This is a genomic window from Aeromonas sp. SCS5, from assembly GCF_001887375.1.
In the GTDB taxonomy this organism is placed as follows: Bacteria; Pseudomonadota; Gammaproteobacteria; order Enterobacterales; family Aeromonadaceae; genus Aeromonas; species Aeromonas jandaei.
The window spans coordinates 40329-66264 of sequence record NZ_LFCS01000002.1; the positions used below are offsets into that span (position 1 = coordinate 40329).

23 protein-coding genes and 1 tRNA gene are annotated in these 25936 nt (G+C 61.8%); 18 read left to right on the forward strand and 6 right to left on the reverse strand.

Going from position 1 to position 25936, the window contains the following annotated elements; genetic code table 11:
- The first annotated feature begins 385 nt into the window (after positions 1–385).
- The 17 genes from kup (at position 386) to hypA (ending at position 19627) form a co-directional block, all read left to right on the forward strand.
- Positions 386–2254, forward strand: a complete 1869-nt coding sequence (gene kup, locus BS300_RS01810; protein WP_071910385.1) for a low affinity potassium transporter Kup — start codon at positions 386–388, stop codon at positions 2252–2254.
- A gap of 607 nt (positions 2255–2861) precedes the next feature.
- Complete coding sequence (locus tag BS300_RS01815) at positions 2862–3527, forward strand: 4Fe-4S dicluster domain-containing protein (RefSeq protein WP_071910388.1); 666 nt, start codon at positions 2862–2864, stop codon at positions 3525–3527.
- Complete coding sequence (hyfB, locus tag BS300_RS01820) at positions 3527–5398, forward strand: hydrogenase 4 subunit B (protein WP_071910391.1); 1872 nt, start codon at positions 3527–3529, stop codon at positions 5396–5398. Before BS300_RS01815 ends, hyfB begins: the two co-directional genes overlap by 1 nt.
- A gap of 1 nt (position 5399) precedes the next feature.
- The gene (locus BS300_RS01825) at positions 5400–6353 is read left to right on the forward strand and encodes an NADH-quinone oxidoreductase subunit H (protein ID WP_005345231.1); all 954 of its coding nucleotides are present in this window, start codon (positions 5400–5402) and stop codon (positions 6351–6353) included.
- Positions 6354–6433: 80 nt separating this feature from the next.
- Positions 6434–8152 (forward strand): hydrogenase large subunit, encoded by a 1719-nt coding sequence (locus BS300_RS01830; RefSeq protein ID WP_005333319.1) that lies wholly within the window; start codon positions 6434–6436, stop codon positions 8150–8152.
- Positions 8153–8161: 9 nt separating this feature from the next.
- Positions 8162–8719: a formate hydrogenlyase complex iron-sulfur subunit gene (locus BS300_RS01835; protein WP_005345227.1), complete on the forward strand. Its 558-nt coding sequence runs from the start codon at positions 8162–8164 to the stop codon at positions 8717–8719.
- A complete protein-coding gene (locus tag BS300_RS01840; RefSeq protein ID WP_071910393.1) occupies positions 8719–9534 on the forward strand; it encodes an NADH-quinone oxidoreductase subunit B family protein in 816 nt (271 codons plus the stop codon). Before BS300_RS01835 ends, BS300_RS01840 begins: the two co-directional genes overlap by 1 nt.
- A complete protein-coding gene (locus BS300_RS01845; RefSeq protein ID WP_071910396.1) occupies positions 9527–9940 on the forward strand; it encodes a formate hydrogenlyase maturation HycH family protein in 414 nt (137 codons plus the stop codon). Before BS300_RS01840 ends, BS300_RS01845 begins: the two co-directional genes overlap by 8 nt.
- Positions 9940–10431 carry a hydrogenase maturation peptidase HycI gene (hycI, locus tag BS300_RS01850; protein ID WP_071910399.1) on the forward strand — a complete coding sequence of 164 codons (492 nt, stop codon included), beginning with the start codon at positions 9940–9942 and terminating at the stop codon, positions 10429–10431. Before BS300_RS01845 ends, hycI begins: the two co-directional genes overlap by 1 nt.
- 213 nt (positions 10432–10644) lie before the next feature.
- A tRNA-Sec gene (locus tag BS300_RS21280) sits at positions 10645–10736 on the forward strand.
- Between the two features lie 314 nt (positions 10737–11050).
- On the forward strand, positions 11051–12529 hold the full coding sequence (gene selA / locus BS300_RS01855; protein ID WP_071910401.1) for an L-seryl-tRNA(Sec) selenium transferase: 1479 nt from the start codon (positions 11051–11053) through the stop codon (positions 12527–12529).
- A gap of 4 nt (positions 12530–12533) precedes the next feature.
- Positions 12534–14417, forward strand: coding sequence for a selenocysteine-specific translation elongation factor (gene selB, locus BS300_RS01860; protein ID WP_071910403.1), 1884 nt, complete (start codon positions 12534–12536; stop codon positions 14415–14417).
- A complete protein-coding gene (hypF, locus tag BS300_RS01865; RefSeq protein ID WP_071910405.1) occupies positions 14414–16852 on the forward strand; it encodes a carbamoyltransferase HypF in 2439 nt (812 codons plus the stop codon). Before selB ends, hypF begins: the two co-directional genes overlap by 4 nt.
- Positions 16853–16857: 5 nt before the next feature.
- The gene (locus tag BS300_RS01870; RefSeq protein WP_040065728.1) at positions 16858–17109 is read left to right on the forward strand and encodes a HypC/HybG/HupF family hydrogenase formation chaperone; all 252 of its coding nucleotides are present in this window, start codon (positions 16858–16860) and stop codon (positions 17107–17109) included.
- The gene (gene hypD / locus BS300_RS01875) at positions 17103–18215 is read left to right on the forward strand and encodes a hydrogenase formation protein HypD (RefSeq protein WP_071910407.1); all 1113 of its coding nucleotides are present in this window, start codon (positions 17103–17105) and stop codon (positions 18213–18215) included. The genes BS300_RS01870 and hypD overlap by 7 nt, the downstream gene beginning before the upstream one ends.
- Entirely contained in the window at positions 18212–19216 is a 1005-nt protein-coding gene (gene hypE, locus BS300_RS01880) for a hydrogenase expression/formation protein HypE (RefSeq protein WP_071910409.1), read from the forward strand. Before hypD ends, hypE begins: the two co-directional genes overlap by 4 nt.
- 69 nt (positions 19217–19285) lie before the next feature.
- On the forward strand, positions 19286–19627 hold the full coding sequence (gene hypA, locus BS300_RS01885; RefSeq protein WP_071910411.1) for a hydrogenase maturation nickel metallochaperone HypA: 342 nt from the start codon (positions 19286–19288) through the stop codon (positions 19625–19627).
- On the opposite strand, the gene BS300_RS21465 is transcribed toward hypA, so the two are convergent.
- Positions 19605–19961, reverse strand: a complete 357-nt coding sequence (locus tag BS300_RS21465; protein ID WP_239693789.1) for a hypothetical protein — start codon at positions 19959–19961, stop codon at positions 19605–19607. The two genes, hypA and BS300_RS21465, sit on opposite strands and share 23 nt — an antisense overlap.
- Here BS300_RS21465 and hypB point away from each other — a divergent pair.
- Complete coding sequence (gene hypB / locus BS300_RS01890) at positions 19842–20720, forward strand: hydrogenase nickel incorporation protein HypB (RefSeq protein ID WP_204378236.1); 879 nt, start codon at positions 19842–19844, stop codon at positions 20718–20720. The genes BS300_RS21465 and hypB overlap by 120 nt on opposite strands.
- A gap of 346 nt (positions 20721–21066) precedes the next feature.
- Here the strand turns inward: hypB and BS300_RS01895 are convergent, their stop codons facing one another.
- Genes BS300_RS01895 through BS300_RS01915 form a run of 5 tightly spaced genes read right to left on the reverse strand, consistent with a single transcriptional unit; the run spans position 21067 to position 25900 of the window.
- Positions 21067–21708 carry an ATP-binding cassette domain-containing protein gene (locus tag BS300_RS01895; RefSeq protein ID WP_071910415.1) on the reverse strand — a complete coding sequence of 214 codons (642 nt, stop codon included), beginning with the start codon at positions 21706–21708 and terminating at the stop codon, positions 21067–21069.
- A complete protein-coding gene (locus tag BS300_RS01900) occupies positions 21708–22496 on the reverse strand; it encodes an ATP-binding cassette domain-containing protein (protein WP_005333358.1) in 789 nt (262 codons plus the stop codon). Before BS300_RS01900 ends, BS300_RS01895 begins: the two co-directional genes overlap by 1 nt.
- The gene (locus BS300_RS01905) at positions 22490–23305 is read right to left on the reverse strand and encodes an ABC transporter permease (RefSeq protein WP_071910417.1); all 816 of its coding nucleotides are present in this window, start codon (positions 23303–23305) and stop codon (positions 22490–22492) included. The genes BS300_RS01900 and BS300_RS01905 overlap by 7 nt, the downstream gene beginning before the upstream one ends.
- Positions 23295–24305 (reverse strand): ABC transporter permease, encoded by a 1011-nt coding sequence (locus BS300_RS01910; protein WP_071910419.1) that lies wholly within the window; start codon positions 24303–24305, stop codon positions 23295–23297. Before BS300_RS01910 ends, BS300_RS01905 begins: the two co-directional genes overlap by 11 nt.
- On the reverse strand, positions 24290–25900 hold the full coding sequence (locus BS300_RS01915) for an ABC transporter substrate-binding protein (protein WP_071910421.1): 1611 nt from the start codon (positions 25898–25900) through the stop codon (positions 24290–24292). The genes BS300_RS01910 and BS300_RS01915 overlap by 16 nt, the downstream gene beginning before the upstream one ends.
- Positions 25901–25936 lie beyond the last annotated feature (36 nt).

Below are 25936 nucleotides of genomic sequence, written 5' to 3' on the forward strand. Positions count from 1 at the left end.
CCTGCCAGCAATTAATTAGTCACTATTTTATCGTCTGTTTATCACTCAGCTCGGTAAAAAATAGTGGCCAAACCACTTCCCCAGATAAAACAAACGGTTGCCCGCAGAGCGCATGAATATTTCAATCAACGGCCAATTAATAACCTTACTCAAAAGGGCGTTTTGATTATTTATACCTGAGCATGAACCCGCAGAGTGTGTGTCATTATAAGCTTAACGACAGATGAACAGATTGTGTCCCATGAAACGCATCTTTATATCCGATTAGCTCCCTTCCCATCGCAATCCTTTGATTTCCCCCCGATGTTGTATCCACACATACCTGATGTGTTCGGGGCGATCTGCTGTGGCAAACGTGTAAACATCAAACTGACAAGATGAACTCATGAACTGTGATAAACAACAAGCCATGTCCGGCGTCATGCTGGCGGCGATTGGCGTAGTCTATGGCGATATCGGCACCAGCCCGCTCTATACCTTGCGCGAGTGCCTGTCAGGTCAATTCGGGTTCGGCGTCGAGCCGGCCTCCATTCTCGGCTTTCTCTCGCTGATCTTCTGGCTGCTGATCCTGGTGGTGTCGGTCAAGTACCTCTCCTTTGTGATGCGGGCCGACAACGCCGGCGAGGGTGGCATTCTCACCCTGATGTCGCTGGCGACCCGCAACGCCTCCACCCGCTGGACGCCGCTGCTGATCATCCTCGGCCTGATTGGTGGCAGCTTCTTCTATGGCGAGGTGGTGATCACCCCGGCGATGTCGGTGATGTCGGCCATCGAAGGTCTGAGCATTCTCACCCCCGCCCTCGACCCCTATATCGTCACTCTCTCGGTGCTGGTGCTGACCCTGCTGTTTGCCATCCAGAAACATGGCACCGCCATGGTGGGCAAGCTGTTTGCCCCCATCATGCTGATCTGGTTTATGACGCTGGCGGTGCTGGGGCTGCGCGGTATCATCCACAACCCCGAGGTGCTGGGTGCGCTCAACCCTATCTGGGCGCTGCGCTTCTTTATCCAGTACCAGACCACCTCCTTCTTTGCCCTCGGCGCCGTGGTGCTGGCCATCACCGGGGTGGAGGCGCTCTACGCGGATATGGGCCACTTTGGCAAAAATCCAATTCGCCTCGCCTGGTTTATCGTGGTGCTGCCCTCCCTGGTGCTCAACTACTTCGGTCAGGGTGCGCTGCTGCTAAGCAATCCGGCTGCCATTGCCAACCCCTTCTTCCTGCTCGCGCCGAAATGGGCGCTGGTGCCGCTGCTGCTCTTGGCAACCATGGCGACGGTGATCGCCTCGCAGGCGGTGATCTCCGGGGTCTTTTCGCTGACCCGGCAGGCGGTGCGGCTCGGTTATCTCTCCCCCATTCGCATCGTTCACACCTCCGAGCAGGAGTCCGGCCAGATCTATATTCCGGTCATCAACTGGATGCTCTATATCTCGGTGGTGATCGTCATCATGAGCTTCGAGCACTCCAGCAATCTGGCGGCGGCCTACGGCATCGCGGTGACCGGCACCATGGTGCTCACCTCCATCCTCTCCTGCTCGGTGGCCAAGAACAGCTGGCACTGGAACAAATATCTGGTGGCTATCCTGTTTGCCGCGCTGCTCTGTATCGACGTGCCGCTCTTTGCCGCCAACCTCGCCAAGATCTTCTCCGGCGGCTGGCTGCCGCTCACTCTGGGCGCGGTGATGTTCACCGTGATGACCAGCTGGAAGAGCGAGCGTTTCCAGCTTATTCGTCGCCTGAACGAGCACGGCAACTCCCTTGAGCCGATGATCGCCTCGCTGGAGAAATCCCCGCCGACCCGGGTGGCCGGCACTGCCGTCTATATGTCGCGGGTGGTCAACGTGATCCCTCATGCGCTGCTCCATAACCTCAAGCACAACAAGGTGCTGCACGAGCGGATCATCCTGCTCACCCTGCGGGTGGAGGATGTCCCCTACGTCCACAACGTGCGCCGGGTCTGCATCGAGCAGCTCTCCCCCACCTTCTGGCGGGTAGTGGCAAGCTACGGCTGGCGCGAGACCCCGAACGTGGAGGAGATCTTCCACCGCTGCAACGCCGAGGGGCTGAGCTGCCGGATGATGGAGACCTCGTTCTTTATGGCGCACGAGTCGCTCATCATGAAAGACCGCCCCTGGTATCTCTATCTGCGCGGCAAGCTCTTTATGCTGCTGCAGCGCAACGCCCTGCGGGCCCCGGATCAGTTCGAGATCCCGCCCAACCGGGTCATCGAGCTGGGATCCCAGGTGGATATCTGATGGCGGGTTGATGGCCTCTTCATGGCATAAAAAACGTCAGCAAATAGAGAGGGAGGCATTGGCCTCCCTCTTCTTTTCCGTTAACCCCAATGACTGGCCCCCTCATCCCCAACCCTTCTCCCGCAAGGGGAGAAGGGAGCAAACCACGGCGACCATATGCTGCAAACGGTGCTATTCACGTCGTTCATTGCCCCTGTTCCCGGCATGCTGCCGATATATTTGCGTTATCGTGCGTCCGATTACGCTTCGCTAATCGAACCTACGGTTTCAAAACAGGCGGCCTCTATCCGAACAGACCACCGCCGTAGGGTGCAACAAGCGCAGCGCCGTGCACCGCGAACATATGTTGGAGAGCGGTGCAATTCACTTCGTTCTTTGCACCCTGCTTATGCTGTGTTTTCCAAGGTGACGAACCCTCCCGGCGGCTTCGTCACAAGTGACGAACGTCACAGTTCGACAGCACATCAGCGCGTTCATCTAACCACACGAATATTTTTATTCATTTAAAAACAGTCACTTAAAAGCAATTTCGCAGTAAAAACCATTCTGGCCCGTATCTTGCCAACCTGCCCCTACTTTCTCCGTTCGCGACACGACAAGGTAGGCTATGAACCGCTTCGTTATCGCTGACCCCAAGCTTTGTATCGGCTGTGGCACCTGTATGGCGGCCTGCAGCGAGGTACACAAGGCGCAAGGTTTGCAGCAAGCCCCCCGTTTAACCGTTATGCGACACGAGCAGGCGACCATGCCGGTTCAGTGCCGTCACTGTGACGATGCCCCCTGCATCAAGGTGTGCCCGGTCGAGGCAATTCGCCAGACCGGCGATTGCGTGCAACTCAACGAGTCGCTCTGCATCGGCTGCAATCTCTGCGCCGTGGCCTGCCCCTTTGGCGCCATCCAGAGCGGCGGCAGCCGTCCGGTGGCCGTGGCCACCAGTTACGACACCTATATCCCCTGCTCCATCCGATCCAGCAACCCCTCCACCTCTGCCGGCCTGCGCTGCTTTGGCGAGGATCTGCTGAGCTGGGAGCCGGGAGTGCGCAGCATCGCGGTCAAGTGCGACCTGTGCGAGTTTCGCACCGACGGCCCGGCCTGTGTCGGTGCCTGCCCCTCCCAGGCGCTGAAGCTGGTCAATGACGGCGACACCGAACGCGCCGCCCGTATCCGTCGCCAGCAAGCGGCCGACACCAACCCGCAAGGGGTCTCTGCCTTCTCGGCGCCTGCCACGGCGATCCCTGCATCCGATTTATCTACCACAGAGGGAGTTCGCTGATGTTGTCCCCCCTTGTAATGGCCACGCTCCTGCTCTTTTTGCTGGGCGCTGCCGCCGGTTTGCTGCTGCAAAAACTGCCCGCACTGGCCAACCGCCTCAACAGCGGCTTTGCCCTGCTGGGCTCGCTCGCGGGTCTGGTCGCCGCCATCCAGATCTTTGCCCAAGGCGCCCCCGTCGACGGCCAGCTCTGGCTGCTGGGCTCGGTTCATCTCGACATGCTGGCCGCGCTGATGCTGCTGGTGATTAGCACCGTCGGCGTCGCCGTCGCCCTCTACTCCTTTGCCTATATCCGCGAATATCAGGGCAAGGGGGATGTGGCCATCGGCGCGCTGATGAACCTCTTCCTCTTTGCCATGGTGGGCATGGTGCTGGCCGACAACGCGCTCGGTTTCTTGCTCTGCTACGAGCTGGTGACCCTCACCACCTACTGGCTGGTCAAGACCAACCCGGAAGCCGCCAAACAGAGCCGCCTCTATCTGGTGATGAACCATATCGGCATGGCACTGGTGCTGATCGCCTTCTGGCTGCTCTGCCGCGAAAGCGGCTCGCTGGAGTTCGCTGCGCTGCGCGAGCACCATCTGGCGGGCGCATTGGCCTCGCTGGTGTTCCTGCTCAGCTTCTGCGGCTTTGGCCTGCGCGCCGGTTTCGTGCCGCTGCACGGCTGGCTGCCGGTGGCCGAGCCCGTTGCCCCCTCCCATATCTCGGCGCTGATGTCCGGCGTGATGGTGAAGCTGGGTCTCTTTGGCATTTTGCGGGTCAGTATCGATTTTCTCGGCGCCAGCCAACTCTGGTGGGGCTATGTGGTGCTGATCTTCGGTGCCTGCTCGGCTGTGCTCGGGGTGCTGTTTGCGCTGGCCGAGCACGATCTCAAGCGGCTGCTCGCCTACCACACGGTAGAGAACATAGGCATCATCCTGATGGGGATGGGCATCGGCATGATCGGCATCGCCAACCAGCAACCGGCACTGGTGGTGCTGGGGCTGCTCGGCGCCCTCTATCACCTGCTCAACCACGCCATCTTCAAGAGCCTGCTCTTTATGGGCACCGGCTCTGTGATGTTCCGCCTGCACACCCGGGATATGGACAAGATGGGGGGGCTGGCCAAGCTGATGCCCTGGACTGCGCTGGCGTTCCTGATCGGTGCCATGGCCATCTCGGCGCTGCCGCCGCTCAACGGCTTTGTCAGCGAGTGGTTTATCTACCAGTCGCTGCTCTCCATGACCAAACTCGGCACCTCTGTCGTCGCGCCGCTCGCGGTAGTAATGCTAGCGGTGACCGGCGCCATGGCGGTGATGTGTTTCGTCAAGGTGTACGGCATCTGCTTCTGCGGCGCACCGCGCAGCGAACACGCGAGCCACGCCCGCGAAGTGCCGGGCACCATGGTGGCAGGCACCCTGCTGCTGGCCGCGGTCTGTCTGGTGCTGGGTCTGGGCGCCCCCTGGATTGCCCCCCATATCGCCAGCTATGGCCAAGCCTTGGTTGCCAGCCAAATGAGTGTCGCCACCGGCGCCACCCTGCTGCCACTCGATAGCAGCCAGGCGATCCTCTCCCCGCCCGTTATCGCCATCACCTTGCTGGGTCTGTTCCTCATCCCATTGCTGGTACTGGCCATCTTCAAGGGGCCCAAGCTGGGTCGTCGTCACGCTGGCACCCCGTGGGCCTGTGGTTACGCCTATGAGGAGCGCATGAGCCTTACCTCCGGCGGTGTCACCCACACCTTGCGCCAACTCTGCGCGCCGCTCTATCGCAAGCAGCCGCAGCTCGATCTGGCCAGCGCCCTGCACGGGGTGAGCGATACCAGCGGGACGACCGGCTGGCTGCTGCACGGCATTGTGCTGGCGCTCTTTATCCTGATGGCTGTAGGAGTCTGATATGCCTGTTCTTGAAATGCCGAGCTGGGGCATGGTTGCCCTCGCCCTGACCCAGGCCATCGCCATGCTGGCGCTGGCGCCGCTCGCCACCGGTTTCAACCGGGTGCTGCGGGCCAAGATGCACTCCCGCCAAGGGCCGGGCCTGCTGCAGGATTACCGGGATATCGCCAAGCTCCTGCGCCGTCAGGAGGTAACTCCCGAGCCTGCCGGCATCATCTTCAACCTGATGCCTGCGCTGCTCATTGCCGCCCTCTTGCTGGTAGGGATGGCGCTGCCAACCCTGACTCACGAGTCTCCCTTCCCCATCGCCGGGGATCTCATCACCGATATCTATCTGTTCGCCATCTTCCGCTTCTTCTTCTCCCTCTCGGGGCTCGACAGCGGCAGCATGTTTGCAGGTATTGGTGCCCGCCGCGAGCTGACCCTCGGCATTCTGGTGGAGCCCATTCTGGTGCTCGCCTGCTTCATCATGGCGATGATGGTGGGCAGCTCGGATCTGGGCAATATCAGCAGCTATGTAGCGACCCAGCCACTGGCCGCGCCCATCGCTACCCTCTTGGCGGGTGCCGCCTGCGCCTTCGCGGTGTTTGTCGAGATGGGCAAGCTGCCCTTTGACTGCGCCGAAGCCGAGCAGGAGCTGCAGGAGGGGCCGCTCACCGAGTATTCCGGTGCGGGGCTGGCCCTGCTCAAGCTCTCCATCGGCCTCAAGCAGCTGGTAGTGGTGCAGCTCTTTCTGGTGATTTTCCTGCCCTTCGGCAAGGCGGCCAACTGGAGTCTGCCTGCGCTCATCGGCGCGGCGCTGATCCTCGCCTGCAAGCTGTTGGTGGCCTTTTTGCTGGCTGGCATCATCGAAAACGCCATGGCCCGTACCCAGTTCGTGCGCACCCACAAGCTCACCCGCTACGGCTTGGGGCTAGCCCTGCTGGCGCTGCTCGCCTATCTGGTCGGGATCTGAGCCATGCCCGCCAGCACAGCGACTTTTTCCGATTTCACCTTTACCGAATGCTCATTCCCGAATATTAAAGTGAGAACTGCATGACCATCGCCATTTCGGATCGCATCGGCTGCGACTACATCCAGCAGGTGCGAGCACAACTGCCCCACGCCATCATCGACGAGGAGTGGCAAACCGCCGATCAGGCCACCATTACCGTCAAGCCCACCAGTCTGGTCGAGACGGCCAGCCTGATCTTCCATCAGCTGGGGGGCTGGCTTCCGCTCTCCTTTGCCAATGACGAGCGCAGCCTCAACGGCCACTTCGCCGTCTACCACGTCTTCTCCATGGAGGGCGACACCAAGTGCTGGATCACCGTCAAGGTGCTGGTGGATGCAGATACCCAGGAGTACCCCTCCATCACCCCGACCATTCCGGCGGCGGTGTGGGGCGAGCGGGAGATCCGCGACATGTACGGCCTGCGCGCCATCGGTCTGCCGGACGAACGCCGTCTGGTGTTGCCGGACGACTGGCCGGAGGATATCCACCCCCTGCGCAAGGACGCCATGGATTATCGCCAGCGCCCGATGCCCACCACCGACACCGAGACCTACCCCTTCGTCAACGAACTGGGCAGTGATGCCAACCGCATCGTGCCGGTCGGCCCGCTGCACATCACCTCGGACGAGCCGGGGCACTTTCGTCTGTTCGTCGATGGTGAAGACATCATCGATGCCGACTACCGCCTCTTCTATGTCCATCGCGGCATGGAGAAGCTGGCGGAAACCCGGATGGGCTACAACGAAGTGGCGTTTCTGACCGATCGGGTCTGCGGCATCTGCGGCTTTACCCACAGCGTCGCCTACACCACCTCGGTGGAGAACGCCATGGGTATTCCGGTGCCGGAGCGGGCCAAGATGATCCGCGCCGTGCTGCTGGAGGTGGAGCGCCTGCACAGCCATATCCTCAACATCGGCCTGTCGAGCCACTTCACCGGTTTTGACACCGGCTTCATGCAGTTCTTCCGGGTGCGGGAAAAATCCATGACCCTGGCCGAGCTGCTGACCGGCGCCCGCAAGACCTATGGCCTCAACCTGATTGGCGGGGTGCGCCGCGACATCTTCAAGGAAGATCGCATCAAGGGTGCCCAGCTGGTGCGGGAGCTCCGTGATGAGCTCAAACCCTTGGTGGCCATGCTGCTGGATACCGCCAACATCTCCTCCCGCCTCATCGGTATCGGCAAGCTCGATCCGCAGATTGCCCGCGATTTCAGCTGCGTCGGCCCCATGGTGCGGGCGAGCGGCTTCAAGCGCGACGTGCGCCGGGTTCACGACTTTGCCGGTTACCGCGAGCTGCCGATGGAGATCCAGACCAAGGCGGGTTGCGACGTGCAATCCCGGGTGCTGGTGCGGATCCACGAGCTCTACGACTCCCTCGACATGATTGAGTTCGGCCTTGAGCACCTGCCGGAGGGGCCGCTTTTGACCGAAGGCTTCACCTACCAGCCGGGCAAGTTTGCGCTGGGCTTTACCGAAGCGCCCCGCGGCGAGAACGTCCACTGGAGCATGACCGGGGACAACCAGAAGCTGTTCCGCTGGCGCTGCCGCGCCGCCACCTACGCCAACTGGCCTGCCCTGCGTTACATGCTGCGCGGCAATACCGTGGCGGATGCGCCGCTCATCATCGGCAGTCTGGATCCCTGCTACTCCTGTACCGACCGGGTCACCCTGGTCGACCCCAAGAAGGGCAAATCCACCGTGGTCTCCTACAAGGAGATCGAGCGCTACGGCATCGATCGCAAAAACTCTCCGCTGAAATAAGGGGTCATCATGATCAAGCTGTTCAAGACCATCCTCAAGGCTGGCACCCCGACCGCCAAGTACCCCTTCGCCCCTTACGAGGTGAACCGGGATTTTCGCGGCAAACCCAAATATCAGGCGGATCAGTGCATCGCCTGCGCCGCCTGCACCAAGGCCTGCCCGGCCAATGCGCTGGTGATGGAAGTGGACATGGAGACCGGCGAACGGCGCTGGGAGATCTCCATGGCGCGCTGCATCTTCTGCGGCCGCTGCGAGGAAGTCTGCCCAACCCGCGCCATCGCGCTCTCCCCCGAGTTCGAGCTGGCGGTGACCAACAAGGCCGATCTCTATGAAGAGGCCCGCTTCGCGCTGGCCCCCTGCACCCTGTGCGGCACCTACTTTGCCCCGAGCAAGCTGGTGGCGCTGGTGGAGGACACCCTCAAGCAAGCTGGCACGCCGCTGGCCACCCCGGAGCGACTGCACCACTGCCCCGACTGCAAACGAAAACAGAGCATGCTGAGCCAGCCTGACTCGGCCCTGATCACACCGATAGCCACACCGATGGCCGCACAAAAGGAGTGGATGTGATGAGCAAGATCAAAGGCATAGAACCAGTTGTCGGCCATGCCCATACCCGCGCCGTGCCGCTGGTACAGGATCCCGAGATCACCAAACTCAAGAAGACCCTGCTCAAGGACATTCGCCGCTCGGCCTATGTCTACCGGGTCGATTGCGGCGGCTGCAACGCCTGCGAAATCGAGATCTTCGCCACCATCACCCCGCTGTTCGATGCCGAGCGTTTCGGCATCAAGGTGGTCGCCTCCCCCCGCCACGCCGACATCCTGCTCTTTACCGGCGCGGTGACGCGGGCGATGCGGGTACCGGCCCTGCGTGCCTACGAGGCGGCGCCCGATCCCAAGATCTGCATCGCCTACGGCGCCTGCGGCTGTGACGGTGGCATCTTCCACGACCTCTACTGCGTCTGGGGCGGCACCGACAAGATCGTGCCGGTGGATGTCTATATCCCGGGCTGCCCTCCGACACCGGCGGCTACCATCTACGGCTTTGCGGTAGCGCTCGGTCTGCTGGAACAAAAACTCAACGCCACCAGCCACGAGGTGCAACCGGGTGAGCGGGTCGAACTGCGCCACACCGGCATCCCCAATGAAATCCGGGTGATGATAGAGCGCGAAGCGCGCCGCATGGCCGGTTATCGTCAGGGGCGGATCATCGCCGACGAGTTTATGGCCCTGCTCGAAGGGGCGACCCAGCAGGATGTGGATCTGCGCATCCAGAGCTACCTCGATCAGCACGACGATCCGCGCCTGGCGGAGATCGTCAACAACCTCGCAAACGCCTGCCTCAACCGGGCGGCCGGCAAGGGAGAGGCGGTGCATGGCTGACGAGGTTTTTTTCTACCGCCTCTCGCGCAAGTTCGTCGACGAGCAGTTCGACGTGCCGGAAGAGGCCAGGGAGGTGATGTACTACAGCCTCGCCATCGGCCACCACCTCGGCATCGTCGATTGCCTGCGAGCAGACCTGGTCTGCTCGTTGATCGGTTATCGCGACTGGGTGGCCAAGCTGCCAGAGGGAAGTGAAGCGCGCCGCAAGATGGAGGGATTTCTCACCTTTGGCGAGATCACCATCTATCGCGAGCACTGCCATATGCTGGCCTGCGCCTTCGACCGACTGCGCAAAGCCGACAATCTGCTCGATGAGCAGGAGCTGGGCTGGACCAATACCTTTATGGATCAGCTCACCGCCCTCTTTAACGACCCCCATATGTACCTGATGGTAAGGAGCCGCTGATGGGCTGCAATCTCGTGTTGACCGTGGGCAATGCCATGATGGGGGACGACGGTGCCGGCCCCTATCTTGCCGACAAACTGCAAGCCGCCCCCCTGCCCGGCTGGATCCATATCGACGGCGGCATCGCGCCGGAAAATGTGGTCTACAAGGTGCGGGAGCTGCAACCGGAGCGGGTGGTGCTGGTGGATGCCGCCGAGATCGGCGAGAAGGCGGGAACCCTGCAGGTGATCCCCCCCGAGACCATCGCCGAGATGTTTATCTTCTCGACCCACAATATGCCGCTCAATTTCCTGATCGACGAGCTCAAGACCTTTGTCCCCGAGGTGATCTTTGTCGGGGTACAACCGGCCATCGTGGCGTTCTCCTTCCCGATGACCGAGATGGTGAGCGAGGCGATGGATTATCTTTATCAGCATCTTGATGCCGCCAGTGATACTGGTCTGTTAATAGATAAACTGGATCAGTGGAATATTGCCAACGCCAACCGGTGATTATTTAGCGAGTTGTTAACGACCGTTATTGACCGACGGTTCAGGCAATGTGATCGAGGCCCGATGTTAAATTAAAAACATCGGGCTAATTGTGCTGAACTTGATATAAAACAAGGTTCTTTGATTTTTTCAAAAAATCGCTAACTCTCGATTTTTTATGACAAAAAAAGCGTTGCCAGTCACAGAAATTTGCCACAAAATGGCGACCGTTACGGAAGTTGATGGGGTCTGGTGGCCTCCTCGGTCTTCAAAACCGATGTGAGCCGAGAAGGCTTTGGCAGGTTCGATTCCTGCCTCTTCCGCCAAATTCATCTATTGAACAAATACTCTCTCGCTGAATTCTTCGGCCTGGATGTTATTTCCATTGTTTGTTCAATATGTTTGAAGTAATACCTTAAAAAAGGTGCTTGCCGCTTGCCAATATAATCCGAACCCAGGTTATCTCGCTGGCCAAAAATTAATTTATCAGCATCGATGCAGCATTAATTTATACCCGCTCATTTATGCATCCAGTTTGCACTCATCCGCAAATCGCCAGCAGTGCCATAACCCGTCAGCTCGGCCTCTCTATCGGCAAACCGGTACGCATCCCGAACCCACGCACTGCACTGGTAATCCCATGCCGAACTCGTCTCACGCGCCAGCCATCCCCCATCGCCAGCCCGCATCAGGTACGGCTGCCGACGATTCACAGCCAGATTCTCAGCAACAGCCCAGCCAGCAACCAACGCGCCGTCTGCCGCAAGTGGAACAGCTGCTGCAGCAACCCTTTCTCACCGGTTTTATCGAAGCGCTGAGCCGCCCGCTGGTGACTCAGGCGGTGCGCGACACCCTGAGCGAGCTGCGCCAGAGCGAAGATTTTCGCCAGCATGGCGTTGCCCCCGAGCAGATCGAGGCACTGATTGCCAAGCGCTGCCGGCAGCAGTTGCGCCAGCGTCAGACCCGGGTGATCAACGCCACCGGCACCCTGGTGCATACCAATCTGGGGCGTTCGCCGCTCTGTAGCGAACTGTGGGACGAGGTGCGTGACATCAACACCGGCTACAACAATCTGGAGCTGGATCTCGCCACCGGCAAGCGCGGCGGGCGCAAGGGGCTGATCGCCCCCCTGCTCCGTTGCCTCACCCAGGCCGAGGATTCGCTGGTGGTCAACAACAACGCCGCTTCGCTCTTTTTGCTGCTGCAGGAGGTGGCCAAGGGGCGCGAGGTGCTCGTCTCGCGTGGCGAGCAGATCCAGATTGGCGGCGGCTTTCGCATTCCCGATATTCTGGCCCTCTCCGGTGCCAAACTGGTGGAGGTGGGCACCACCAATATCACTACCGCCAAAGATTACCTCGATGCCATCACCGATCAGACCGCGCTGGTGCTGATGGTGCACAGATCCAATTTCGCCATTCGCGGCTTTACGGAATCCCCCGATATCGGCGAGGTGGCCCGCGCCCTCCCCGAACATGTAGTGCTGGCGGTGGATCAGGGGTCGGGCTTGACCACCGAAGAGTTTGCACCGGATGAAACCTCGGTGCGCCAGTACATCAAGGCGGGGGCAGACCTGGTCTGCTACTCAGGCGACAAGCTCTTGGGCGGCCCGCAATCGGGCATCATCAGTGGCCGCAGCGATCTTATCAAGCGGCTGGAAAAACACCCCATGATGCGTACCTTCCGCCCGAGCCGCATCGTCTACTCCCTGCTCGAACGGCTGCTCATCCACAAGCTCAACAAATCCCCCATCGGTGAGGGTATTGCCCAGCGCACGTTGAGCAACCCGGCCGCCATGCAGGCGAGAGCCTCCCAGCTGATGGCCGCCCTGCCCGGCTGCTTTGTGCCGGTCCCCGCCCAGCTGGTGGTAGGTGGCGGCACCTTGCCGGACGAGTTCTACCCGGCCCCTGCGCTCGAATGTACCGACCCGCGCCCGGCCCAGCAGCTGCTCGATGCTCTGCGCGAACTCCCCGTCCCGGTCATCGCCACCGTGCGCCAGCAGAAGGTGCTGCTCAATATGGCCACCCTGCTGCCGACCGAGATGGAATTGCTGATCGCCCAACTCAAGGAATTGCTGCTGCCTGCCCCGTTCAATACAACAAATGCGAGCGAGGAGCTTTGATCCCATGACCCCCTATCGCGCCGTTATCGGCCTTGCCGGCCACGTGGATCACGGCAAAACCCTGCTGATCAAGACCCTCACCGGCATCACCACCGCCCGCGCCCACGAGCAGGCTATCGGCATGACCCAGGATCTCGGTTTTGCCCACTTTGACGACGGTCAGGGCAACACCATAGGCGTCATCGACGTGCCCGGCCACGAGCGCTATATCCGCAATATGGTGGCAGGGCTCTGGAGTCTGGATCTGGTGCTGCTGGTGATTGCCGCCGACGAGGGGTGGATGCCGATGACCGGCGATCACCTGCGCCTGCTCAAGGCGATGGGGGTGCCACGCCTCTTGGTCTGCATCAACAAGTGCGATCTGGTCTCCCCCGACGAGCTTTTGCTGTTGGAAGAGAGCCTGCTGGAGCGGGTGATGGACGAGAGCGGCATGGTGCCCGACATCGTCAGCGTCAGCGCCAAAACCGGCGCCAATATGGCTGCCCTGCACACCGCCATCGTGCGCCAGCTGGGGGATATGGCTGAGCATCATGCTTCCCTCGAACAGGCCGCCCCGCGACTGTATGTAGACAGGGTCTTTACCGCCAACGGCACCGGTACCGTGCTTACCGGCACCTTGCAACAGGGCAGCCTCAAGGTGGGAGACAAGCTGCGCCTCTACCCCGCCGATCGGGAGGTGCAGGTGCGCTCCCTGCAGGCCTATCACCAGAGCGTTGATGAAATTGGTGCCGTCTGTCGGGTGGCGGTGGGCCTTAAAAAAGTGCCCCACAAGGAGGTGGCCCGCGGTCACTGCCTCACCAACGCCGCTGGCCAGTGCGAGGCGGCAACCCACCTTATCGTGCGACTCAACGCCGAGAGCCTGAGCGGCAAGGCGCTACGCACGCAGGAAGTGGAAGTGGCCCTCGGCAGCTGGCATGGCCGGGCCCGTTTCGTGCCCATCAAGGATACCCGGCTGGCGCGGCTGATCTTTACCAACCCCATCCCCTGCTTCTTTGGCCAGCCGCTCGCCATCATTCGCCACGGCAGCAGCGAACTGCTGCACGGCGCCCGCATCGTCTGGTGCGGCGACATCCACCCCGCCAGACGCAAGGCGCTGCACACCCTGCTCGGTGAGCTGCCTGATGAGCTCGAGCACTACAACCCGGCCACCCTGCAGCTTGGCCTCAATGGCTATGTGCTGGCCAGCCGCTTTGACCAGCGGCCAGAGCAGGTCACCCCCCTCGGTGAGTGGCTGCTGGATAACTGCTGGCTGGCCCAAAGCCGCGACCAGCTGCTCGCCACGCTGGCCAGCGAACCGCTGAGTGCCGCCGAGCTGGCAACCCGCTTTGGCATCGCCCTGCCGGTCACTCAGGCCCTGCTCCAGCAGCTCAAAAGCGAGCAGCTCATTCGTCTGCACCATGACAAGTGGCAACCGGGCAGCGGCGAGTCGGAAGATGATCTGGGGGAAGAGGCGCAGCTGGTGCTCAAGGTGGTGCGAGATCAAGGCAAGGAGGGTTACGAGCCCGGTAAACTGGGCCCCGGCGGCGTGGAGCTGGATCCCTTTATCACCCGCCAGCTGCCCGCGGCCCTGCAGCAGGGCTTGCTACAAAAAGGCGCGTTGCAAAAGCAGCTGCGCAATCTGGCGCGACTCAAGTATCTGGTGCAGCTCGATGGCCCCATCTACTACGACGCCGAGCTTTACAACCAGATGGTCGCCGCCGTGCTGGCGGGCCAGCAGGTGGGAGATCTGATCGACATGGCATCCCTCAAGGAGATCACCGGCTTGTCGCGCAAATACGCCATTCCGTTCTGCCTGCGCATGGAGATGGATGGCTGGGTGCGGCGCGAGGAGAACGAGCGCCGGGTGCTGCGTTTACCGCAGACTCAAGATGAGATGGAGCCGGCATGAGCGCCACCATCTCCCCCTCTGGCTCTGCCAATCCTGTGGCCAACCGGCTACGCCGCGAATTTCATATCGACGGCATCGTACAGGGGGTCGGCTTTCGCCCCTTCGTCTATGGGCTGGCGCTGCGCCACGACCTTGCCGGTTATGTGCTGAACGATGCCAATGGCGTCACCATAGGTGCCGAGGGTTCCCCCGAGCAGCTGGCCAGCTTTGCCCGCGAACTGCGGGAACTGGCACCACCGCTGAGCCGTATCGATCATTTCAGCGAGCGGGAACTGCCCCTCGCTCATGATCCCGACTTCGATGGCCAATTTCATGGCCAGTTTCGAATTAAAGCCAGCCAGCAGCAAAGCGCCGCCACGGTCGCCATCTCGCCGGATCAGGGGATGTGCGAGGCGTGCGCCAACGATGTGGCCAACCCTGCGGATCGCCACCACCACTACCCCTTTACCAACTGCACCCACTGCGGTCCGCGCTACACCATTATCCGCCGCCTCCCCTACGACAGACCCCATACCGCCATGGCGGGCTTTGCCATGTGCCCGCGCTGCGCTGCGGCCTATGAAAACCCGCTGGACAGACGCTACCACGCCCAGCCGGTGAGCTGCCCCGAGTGCGGGCCCCATCTCAGCTGGCTCAGCGGCAATGGAAATGCGCTGGCCGAACGCGAAGAGGCCCTGCAGGCCGCTGCCCGCGCCCTGCAAGCGGGAGCACTGATCGCAGTCAAGGGGATGGGGGGGTATCACCTGATATGCGATGCCCGCAATGAACAGAGTGTCGCCAGATTGCGAACGCTCAAACGGCGCGCGCGCAAGCCGCTGGCGGTGATGATGGGCTCCCTTGCCGAGGCCAAACTGCATGTCACCGGCTGCGAGGCAGAGTGGAATCTGCTCACCTCTCAGGCCAGACCCATCACCTTGCTGCGCAAGCGCATTAACGATGATCGGCACTCAGAATCCCTACTGACAACCGCGCCGCTGGCCGAGGGGATCGCCCCCGGCATCCCCTACCTTGGCATCATGCTCCCCTATACCCCGCTCCATCAGCTGCTGCTGGATGCCTGCGCCATGCCGCTGATAGCCACCAGCGCCAATGGTCGCGGCAGCCCAATCCTTATCGAGTGCGAGGCGGTGGTCAGGGAGCTCGGCAGCGAGATTGACGGCATCCTGGATCACAACCGCCCCATCCTGCACCCGTGCGACGACAGTCTGGTGCAGTGGGCGGGCGGGCGACGCCAGACGTTGCGCCTCGCCCGGGGCTATGCCCCCTGCACCCCCAGCTTGCAAGAGGCGGTCAAGGCGCCGCTCTTGGCTGTCGGGGCGCAACAGAAGAACCAGCTGGCGCTCGCCTTCGGCCGCCAGCGCATCTACAGCCCCTATATCGGCGATCTGCACAGCCTGCCGATGCAGGAGCACTTCGAGCAGACCCTGGCGACCTTTCGCGATCTTTACGATCTCAAGCCCGAAGTTCTGGTCTCGGATCGCCACCCGGGCTATCTCAGCCACCAGTGGGCCAAGGACTATTGCCAGGATCAGGGTGCAACCCATCTCGAGGTGCAGCACCATCACGCACACCTGCTGGGGGTGATGGCCGAGCACAACATCACGGGCCCGGTGCTGGGTGTTGCCTTCGATGGCACCGGCCTTGGCGATGACGGCTCCCTCTGGGGCGGAGAGCTGCTGATCGCAGACGTTCAGGGATTTGAGCGGGTTGCCCACCTTGCCCCCTTCAAGCTGATCGGCGGCGAAGCGGCCATCCGCGAGCCGGTACGTCAGCTGCTGGGGCTGCTGTTTGAATCGCACAGCCCTGAGCAGATCAGCGCCCTCGATATTCCTTTGATCAAGCAACTGCCCCTTAAGCGGATCAGCAATCTGCACCAGCTCTGGCAGCTGGGTCGCAACACCCCCTACACCAGCTCCATCGGTCGGCTGTTCGATGCGGTGGCGGCGCTCTTGGGAGTGATCGATACCCCGGATTACGAGGGCGAAGCGGGACTCCTGCTGGAGGCAGCCGCCTTGCAGTTGGCCCCCGATGAAGCGCCCTTCCCCCTTGCCTTTGATCTCAGCCAATCAGCGGAAGGGCCGCTGCAGATCGAGTGGGCCGAGCTCATCAATACCCTTGTCAACGAGCGGCGCCAAGGCACCGCCACCGCCAGCCTGGCCGCCGGTTTTATCCGCGCCATCAGCAATCTGGTGGTTGCCCTGGCCGAGCGCTTCCCCGGCTATCCGGTGGCGCTGGGGGGGGGCGTCTTTCAAAACCGGGTGCTGATGGATCAGCTTGTTCCCACTCTCGAAGCCGCTGGCAGGCAGGTATTGACCAGCGAAACCCTGCCGCTCAATGACGGTGGCATCGCCGCCGGTCAGCTCTGGTTTGCCATCCACCATCTTGCCACGCATCAGCCTGTCACAACCGGTTGTGCCACCTTGTCGGAGTCCTGAAATCCATGTGTCTATCCATCCCCTCTCAGGTGGTGCAGCTGCACCCCGAAGATAACTGCGTCACCGTCGATACCCTGGGGGTGCAGCGGCGCGTCAGCTGCATGCTGCTCGAGGAGCCCCTCCAGGTGGGCGACTATGTGCTGCTCCACATCGGCTTTGTGATGAGCAAGATTGACGAAGAGGAGGCGCAGGCCAGCCTCGAGAGCTTCCGCCAGATGGTGGCCCTGATGCCCAAACAGGATATCTTGCCATGCTGACCTTAAATGACCTGTTTCAGGGCTTTCGCCAGCCCGAGGTGATCCGTGCCCTCGCCGCCCAAATTACAGAACTGGCCAAGGATCTGCCCGAGCCGCTGCGGGTGATGGAGGTGTGTGGCGGCCATACCCACACCATCATGAAGTACGGCCTGCACCAGCTGCTGCCCGCCTGCATCGAGTTTGTCCACGGCCCCGGCTGCCCGGTCTGCATCATGCCAAAAGAGCGCATCGATCAGGCCATCGAGCTGGCTAGCCAGCCCAGCGTCATTCTGGTCACCCTGGGGGACATGATCCGGGTGCCGGGCTCCAAAGGCACGTTGGCCCAGCAGCGGGCCAAGGGGAGCGATATCCGCCCGGTCTATGACCCCCTCGATGCCCTGCGTATCGCCAAAGAGAATCCGGAGAAAACCGTGGTCTTCTTCGCCATCGGTTTCGAGACCTCTACCCCCATGACCGCCGCCTTGCTGGCTGCGGCTGAAGCTGAGGGGATTGAGAACCTGCTGTTTCATATCAACCATGTGCTGGTGCCCCCCGCCATTCATGCGGTGATGGCCGACGGGGTCGCCAAGGTGAACGCCTTTATCGGCCCCTCCCACGTCAGCGTCATCACCGGCGCCGATATCTACCTGCCCATCGTCGATCGCTATCAGGTGCCGGTGGTGGTGAGCGGTTTCGAGCCGGTGGATGTGATGGAGGCGCTCTTGATGATGGTGCGCCAGAAGGTGGAGGGTCGTTACGCGCTGGAGGTGCAATACAGCCGCGCCGTCACCGCCAGTGGCAATAAAGCCGCCCAGCAGCTGGTCGAGCGCTTTTTCGAGACCCGCGAGCACTTTCGCTGGCGAGGTCTGGGGGATATCAACGCCTCCGCCCTGCGCCTGCGCGATGCCTTTGCCAAGCGCGATGCGGAGCGTCACTTCCAGCTTGATCAGACTCCCATCGATGACCACAAGGCGTGCCAGTGCGCCGATATCCTGCGCGGCCTGGCCAAACCGAACCAGTGCAAAGTCTTTGGCCGGGGCTGCACCCCGACCCAGCCCATGGGCAGCTGCATGGTCAGCTCCGAAGGGGCCTGCAATGCCTACTACCGATATATGGGGATCCAATGAGAGAAATTCAGTTAAGCCACGGCGGCGGCGGTGTAGAAATGAACCAGCTGATCAACCAGCTCTTCTTTCGCCACTTTGGCAACGAGATCCTGCTGCGCGGTGAAGATGCCGCCCTGCTGCCGGTAAGCGGCCCCGTCGCCTTCACCACCGACAGCTTTACCGTCTCGCCGCTCTTCTTCGAGGGGGGCGATATCGGCAAGCTGGCCATCGCCGGTACGGTCAACGATCTCGCCATGATGGGGGCCAAACCCGAGTATCTGAGCTGCAGCTTTATCATCGAGGAGGGCTTCCCCTACGCCGATCTGGCCCGCATCGTCGAGTCGATGGCGGCCGAGCTTGCCAACAGCGGCGCCCGCATCGTCTGCGGCGACACCAAGGTGGTGCCCAAGGGGGCCGCCGACAAGATCTTTATCAACACCAGCGGGGTCGGCACCTTCCCTCTGCCTGAACAGAGCCGGGGCATTTCGGTGCGGAGCCTCAAGGCCGGTGACGCCATCCTGGTGTCGCGGGATATCGGCAGCCACGGCGCCTGCATCCTGATGGCCCGTGACGCCCTGCAACTGGGATCTGATCTCAAGAGCGACTGCACCACCCTGTGGCCGCATGTAGAAGCGCTGCTAAAAGCGGGCATTACCCCTCACGCCCTGCGCGACGCTACCCGCGGTGGCCTTGCCGCCGTGCTCAACGAGTGGAGCAGTGCCTCCGGCGTTGCCATCGAGCTGGAGGAGTCCGCCATTCCGGTGTGCGATCCGGTGCGCGGCCTGTGCGAGCTCTACGGTTTCGAGCCCCATGATCTCGCCAACGAGGGGACCATGGTGCTGGCCCTGCCTGCCGAACAGGCGCAGGACGCACTGGGCATCTTGCGGCAATTCAACTCCGCCGCCAGCCAGATCGGCGTGGTTCAGGCGAGCGATCGCCACAAGGTGATCCTCAACAACCCCTGGGGTAGCCGCCGTTATCTGGAGCTGCCGCAAGGGGAGCTGCTGCCGCGGATCTGTTGAGCAGCCATGCCGTTTCGTCAATTACAGGGAGGAGTCACTGCTCCTCCCCATATCGGTTAAGGAGTCACCATGCACGAAATGTCTCTGGCCATGGCCGCCATCGATCTGGCGGCCGAACAGGCCACCCAGCGGGGCTTTACCAAGGTGACCGCCCTCTGGCTCGAGGTCGGCAGCTTCTCCTGCGTCGACCCGGACACCATTGCCTTCTGTTTCGAGGCGGCCGCCAAGGGCACCGCCGTCGAAGGGGCCAAGCTGCACTTTCAACGCCAGGCGGCAGAGGCCTGGTGTTATGACTGCAACCAGACGGTCACCCTCACCGAGCGCGGGCAGGCCTGCCCCGGGTGTGGCGGATACAAATTACGAGTCGCGCAGGGTGATAACCTGCGCATCACCGACATCGAGGTAAGTTGATATGTGTAGCGTATGCGGATGCGGCCAGGCGCGGATCGCCGGCCATGAGCATGATCATGAGCATCATCACGAACATGAACATCACCATGAACATGGTCATGACGCCAATCACCACCATGACCACGAGCAGAGCGCGCCGCGCACCCTGATCATTCACCACCACTATCACCATCAGGGGGATGTCCATCACCACTACCACGGGGTGCGGGCTCCCATAAGCCATGAGGGGCATGATCACCCCCATGAGCACCACCATGATCACCCCCACGACCATCATCATGATCATGTCCACTCTCATGACCACGGCCATTCCCACGCGCATCCCCATGACCATGACCATGACCATGACCATGACCATGACCATGACCATGACCATGACCATGACCATCAGCAGGGTGATCTGCACTACGGCAAAGGGGAAGCGGGATTATCGGTCCCCGGCATGGGACAGCGCCAGCTGATCGCCATCGAGATGGATGTGCTGGCAAAGAACAATGCGCTGGCGGCCCACAACCGCGAACACTTCACAACCGCCGACCAGCTGGTGCTCAATCTGGTATCGAGCCCGGGTTCAGGCAAAACCACCTTGCTGTGCGAAACCCTGCGCCAGCTGGCCGACAAACGCCCCTGCGCTGTGATCGAAGGGGATCAGCAGACCAGCGCCGATGCGGATCGCATCCGTGCCACCGGCGTCCCTGCCGTGCAGATCAACACCGGCAAGGGCTGCCATCTGGACGCCAAAATGGTTCACGACGCCTGCCACCAGCTGCCCGCCAATGAAGGGGGCATTCTCTTTATCGAGAACGTGGGCAATCTGGTCTGCCCCGCCAGCTTCGATCTCGGCGAGAAGTACAAGGTGGCAATCCTCTCCGTCACCGAGGGGGAAGAGAAGCCGCTGAAATACCCGGACATGTTCGCCGCCGCCCAGCTGATGGTGATCAACAAGATCGATCTGCTCCCCTACGTCAGCTTTGACGTGGCCCGCTGCATCGAGAACGCCAAACGGGTCAACCCCTATATTCAGGTGATCCAGGTCAGCGCCACTACCGGTGAAGGGATGGATGCCTGGCTCAACTGGCTGGCCAGTGCCTGAACCGGTTAAACGCCGCTGATAACGGTAGAAAACAAAAGAGGGAGGCTGATGCCTCCCTCTCTTTTATCTGCGCGCTTTGCCAACGATTCTCTCTGTACAGAATGGTCAGCGTTTCATACTCGCGCGCCCTCACCCTGGCCCTCTCCCCAGGGAGAGGGAACCGGTTTGTGGATGCCGCGGCTATACAACGCCCTCAAGCCCCTCAGGGGGCTTCGAGCATAACAACCAGCCATATTTTCACACCTCGAGGTTCTCCAAACCCTAAACCCCGAGCCTGGCGAAATGGCACCTTATGCTCCCTTCTCCCCTTGCGGGAGAAGGGCTGGGGATGAGGGGGAACTAACCCTCAGGCCGCATTTTCAGCCAATACACCAGTCACGGGCTGCATCTCACCAAAGCGCAGCACCCGATGACAGATCTGACGCAACAGCGCCTGCTGGTGACTGAATATAACCATGCCAAGCCCGCGCTGCTCGCACTCAACCATCAACTCCCGCCAGAGTTGGCGCTGGATTTGCGGATCCAGCTGGGCGGTCACCTCATCGGCAATCAGCAACCGGGTGCGGGGAGCGAGGGCGCGCAGCAACGCGATGCGGGCCAGCTCACCGCCGGAGAGCTGGCCGGGTTTACGACTGAGCCACTCAGGCTTGACCATAAAGCGGGCAAGCATGGCGTCATCGGGGCGCCATACATCCCAGAGCGCCTGCCCGGTGGTGCGATAGGGATTGAAGGTGAGCTCCGGGTGCTGGGGCACCAGCTGGATGGGGTTATAGCCTTTTACCTGTTCAGGCACCGGCTGCCCATCCAGCAGGATCTGCCCGCCTGCCCGAACAGGCTGCCAACTCGCCAATACCCGCCCCAGCGTGGTCTTGCCATAACCGCTCGGGGCGGAGATGCCGAGCCGTTCGCCCGCTTTCACCGTCAGCGATAACCCCTGCCAGAGGGGTCGCTCCCCCTGGGCGATGGTGAGATTTCGTACTTCCAACATCAGGAGACCTCCGGCACAGAGAAGAGCGCATTGAACTCGGGCAGCGCCTGCCAGTGGGCGCGGAGCATCTCGCTCCCCTGCCCCTGGCGCAGATGATGGCAACTCAAGGTATCGCTCACCTGCCCCTGATGCAGCGCCACGATGCGATCGGCAAAGCGGGCCGCCAGCGCCAGATCGTGGGTCACCCAGAGGATACCGCTGCCCTGATTGGCCAATTCACGCAACTGGCCGAGCAGCAGACAGGCCAGCCCCTCGTCGAGCCAGGCGGTGATCTCGTCTGCCAGAATGTAGCGGGCACCACCGAGCGCCGCAGTGCAGGCCAGAATGCGCTTGGCCATGCCGCCGGAGAGCTGGCGCGGGAATCTGTCCAGGGTGGTCGCGGGCAGCTGATAGCGCAGCAACTGCTCGCCGAGCCGCTCGCGAGAACAATTCTGGCCGCAGAGACGTGCCGCACGCCCCAGCTGACGCTCCACCGTCAACAATGGATTGAGGGCGCTTACCCCCTGTGGCACATAGCAGAGGGTGTGACCGCGCAGACGGGCGCGGCTGGCATCGCACAGAGGCGTGCCATCAAGGGAGATGGTGCCGCGCATCCGCAGGTTGTCCGGTAGCAGAGTCAGAGCGCTTTGCAACAGCAGGCTCTTGCCCTCGCCGCTCCCCCCCACCAGCGCCACTATCTCCCCTGGCGCCAGTTGCAGGCTGATATCGGTCAGCAAAGGCTGCCAGCTGCGCCGCCCCAGCCAGGAGTAGTGGGCCGCCTCTATGGTCACCTGATCAAAACTCAGCATGGTTCACTCCTGTGCCACAGCAGCTGTTGCAAGGCGCGGGTAGCCTGATCAAACAGCAATACCAGCAGCAGCAACATCAGCCCCGGGAAGAGGGCCAGCCACCAGCCGCCACCGGCCAGATAACGCAACGCATCGGCCAGCAGCAGGCCCAGCGAGGCCTCGTGGGCCGCCAGACCGAAACCGAGAAAGCTCAAGGCCGCGCTGTGCAGCACCGCATGGGGAAACATCAGCAGGGTGCCGATAAACCACTGGGGCAACAGCCCCGGCAGCAGGTGGATGCGCCAGCGACGCAGCGCCCCCATCCCCTGACAGCGGGCCAGCACCACATAGTCGCTGCAGGCGATCCGCCGCGCTTCTGCGCAAAGAATGAGCGCCAGCTTGGGCCAGTGGGTGAGCGCCACCGCCAGGGTCACCCCGCGCATACCGCCCCCCACGGTAAAGCAGATGAGGATCAGCAGCAGCATATGGGGCAGCGCCAGCATGGCGTCGATCACCATTCGCACCGCCGCATCACATCTGGGGTGAACGAGCGATACGCTTGCCGCCACCATGGCCAACAGGCCACTGCAGAGAGCCGTGCTGATGCCAAGCTCCAGACTGGTGAGGGTGCCCTGAAAGGCGCGCAACCAGAGATCCCGCCCCATCTGATCGGTGCCGAACCAGTGGGTCAGCGAGGGAGGCTGCTGGCGCGCCAGCAGATCCATCGGCACATCCTGATGAGAGAGGTTCCAGCCGTAAGTGGCCAGCAGCGCCAATCCGAGCAGGGCAAAACCCAGCCGCAGTATGGAGGGAAGCGGATTAAACAGCATGCTCACCCTCCCAGCCCCGATTGATGCGGGCCAGCAGCAAACTGGCCACCGTGTTGCCAATAAAGACCAGCAGGGTGCAGAAGAGCACTATGCCCATCAGCAAGGGGATATCGCCCCGCAGCCCCGCATCCACAGTGGCCTGGCCGAGCCCCGGGTAGGAGAAGACCTTTTCGGCCAAGAGCGATCCGCCAATCAGCTCACCAAGGGAGGCAAACTGCAGGCAGAGCGCCGGGGTCAGGGCGTGGCGCAGCACGTGAAAACGCAGCATGGGCCAGCCGCCATCCCCCTGAGCGCGGGCGTAGCGGATAAAGTCGCTCTCCAGCACCTCGGCCACCCGCCCCCGGGTATGCAGGGCAATGTTGCCCACCCCGAGCAGCGCCAGGGTAGTCACCGGCAGCAGCAGATGGCGCAATCGCATCAACCAGTCCGCTTCATCGGCAGCAAGCCCCGGCGTCCAGGCGCAGCAGACTGGCAGTAGCGGCCAGTGCACCGCAAACAGGGCGAGCAGCAACAGGCCGACCCAGAAGGTGGGCAGGGAGGCGAGCAGATAGGCAAACCGGCAAATCAGGCGATCGGGCCAGCGATTGAGATAGCGACCGGCGCAGAGGCCAAGCAGAATGCCGAAAAAGCCGGAGAGCAGCCAGGCACCCGCCAGCAGCAGGAAGGAGGCAGCAAAGCGCTGGCCTATGACTTCACCTACAGGCGCGTTGTAGAGCATGGAGTAACCGAGATCCCCCTGCAGCACCTGGGTAAACCAGTGCCAGTAGCGCAGCCAGAGCGGCTGATCCAGCCCCCAGCGGGCGGCTATGCGGGCGTACTGCTCCGGCGGCACATGGAGCAGATCGTTGCCAATATAGGCTTTGATGGGGTCAATCGGGGAGTAGCTCAGCAGCACAAAGGTGGCGACCGAGACCAGACATAACAACCCTGCCAGACGCAGCAGGGCTTTTAGCAACAGATAACCAGAGTGACTCAAGGGCAAACTTAACGGCACGTCCACCGCCAATCCTGCAGGTTGTTGAGGAGTGACCAGCTACCGTGAATTTCCGGCGCCCCCTTGCCAAGGTCGATGCAACGGTTGGCGAGATAAGTGTGCTGCACATTGAGCAGCCAGGCCCAGGCGGCATCTCCCTGCACTCCGGCGCCAGTTTTGCCATCCCATTCTACCTGCTGCCAGAACGGCACGGCCGCCTGCCAGTTCGGGGCATCCAGCGCCTGCTTGAGGTGGCCATCCACCACAGGGTTGCTGTAGTAGCCCGGGTTGTAGAACTCCACGCCACCGGAGCCGCTCTGGTAGTGGTGATAGAGCTCCATGGGATCCAGACTCCCCCACCCCATCAGCACCGGGTTGGCGTGCATCTCCCGCTCCACCTGCTCCCAGCTGCCGGACTTGAGGCTCACCTCGAGGCCGATGGGTTTGAGCATGGCGCGCACCGCTTCCGCCAAATCCCGGCGGGTGCTGTCGCCACTGGTGTACCAGAGGGTAAAGGCGGCGCGCAGGGAGCCCTTGTGGCGAATGCCGTCACTGCCCATCTTCCAACCCGCCTCGTCTAGCAGGACATTGGCGTGGGTAGCATCGCCATCCTTGAAGGCGGTGGCTTTGTTCAGCCAAGGCAGGCCTTCCACCGCGCTGTAGGCGGGGATGGCATGTCCTTCCAGCAGTTGGTCGGCCAGCAGCTTGCGGTCGATGGCGTAGTTGATGGCGCGGCGCACCGCCACATTCGAGGTCACGTCGTTGCCGATGGGATAACCCTTGGCATCCTTACCGCCCGCAGGCGGAATGGGGAAGACGATACCGCGGTTCTCGACACTCGGCCGCACCCACAGCTTGAGGGAAGCAGGTACGGTGGGCGCCAGTGACGGGGCAATGCGCACCACATCGAGCTGGCTGCTCTGGGCCGCGGCATAGGCGCTCTCTTCATCGATAAAGACAAACACCAGCCGTTTGAAGTCATTGTTGCCGCCAGCGTAATAGGGGTTCGCCTCCACCACCAGTTGCTGGCCGGGCAGGAAGCTCACCAGCCGGTAAGGGCCGGCACCGACCGGCTTTTGGGCATATGCTTTTGCGTCGTAATCCCGCTTCGACACTATCCCCAAAGATCCCAGCACGTTGACGAAGGTGCTCTGGGGAGCACTCAGGGTGATGGCAACCTCGGTGGGCGAGAGCACCTTGGCCGAGACAAAGTTGCCCATGTCGATCTTGCCGCCACCCTTGGCTGCGCTGTTGTAGGTAAAGGCCACATCCTCGGCGGTGAGCGGTGCACCGTTGGAGAATTTCAGGTCAGGCTTGAGGGTAATGAGCCACCCCTTGCCATCCTTGCTCGGGGTCACCGATTGGGTGAGCACATTCTGCCAGCTGAGATCGGCATTCTGTTTGAGCAGCGGACTGTGCAACAGCAGGTAGCTGCCGTGGCTCCAGCCAAGCAGAGGGTCAAACCCTTCGGTGGGTTCGGCTCCGATGGCGAGCTTGAGCTCGGCAGGCACAGGTTGGGCAGCGGCCAGCGCCGCGTGAGAGGCAGTGCCCAGCAGCAGAGTCAACAGGGCGGCAGCGCTGGATCTAGCGTAATGGCGAAGGGAATTGCGTGGAACAGTCATGGGGATCCTTCTTGTTTTGTACCACTCACGGATCAT